This window comes from Geodermatophilus sp. FMUSA9-8, from assembly GCF_037034165.1.
Taxonomy (GTDB): Bacteria; Actinomycetota; Actinomycetes; order Mycobacteriales; family Geodermatophilaceae; genus Geodermatophilus; species Geodermatophilus nigrescens.
Genome location: NZ_JBAGKE010000032.1, coordinates 1 through 230 on the forward strand (window position 1 = coordinate 1; position 230 = coordinate 230).

The window sequence follows — 230 nt, forward strand, 5'->3', positions numbered from 1 at the left end:
GAGCGGCTGGCGACCGACGGGCGGGTGCGGACCGGGCGGTCCTCGCTGGACACCTCCGCGGTGACCGGGGAGTCGGTGCCGGTGGAGGTCGGCCCCGGGACTGAGGTGTTCGCCGCCTCGGTCAACGGCGGCGGCGCGCTCGAGGTCGTGGTCACCGCCCGGGTGGCGGAGAACTCCCTGGCCCGGGTCGTGCACATCGTCGAGGAGGCGCAGGAGCGCAAGGGCGCCGC

1 protein-coding gene is annotated in these 230 nt (G+C 76.5%); it reads left to right on the plus strand.

Features of this window, described 5'->3' with window-relative positions:
- A partial coding sequence (locus WA616_RS24390; RefSeq protein ID WP_442902024.1) for a P-type ATPase occupies positions 1–230 on the plus strand: 230 nt, incomplete at both ends.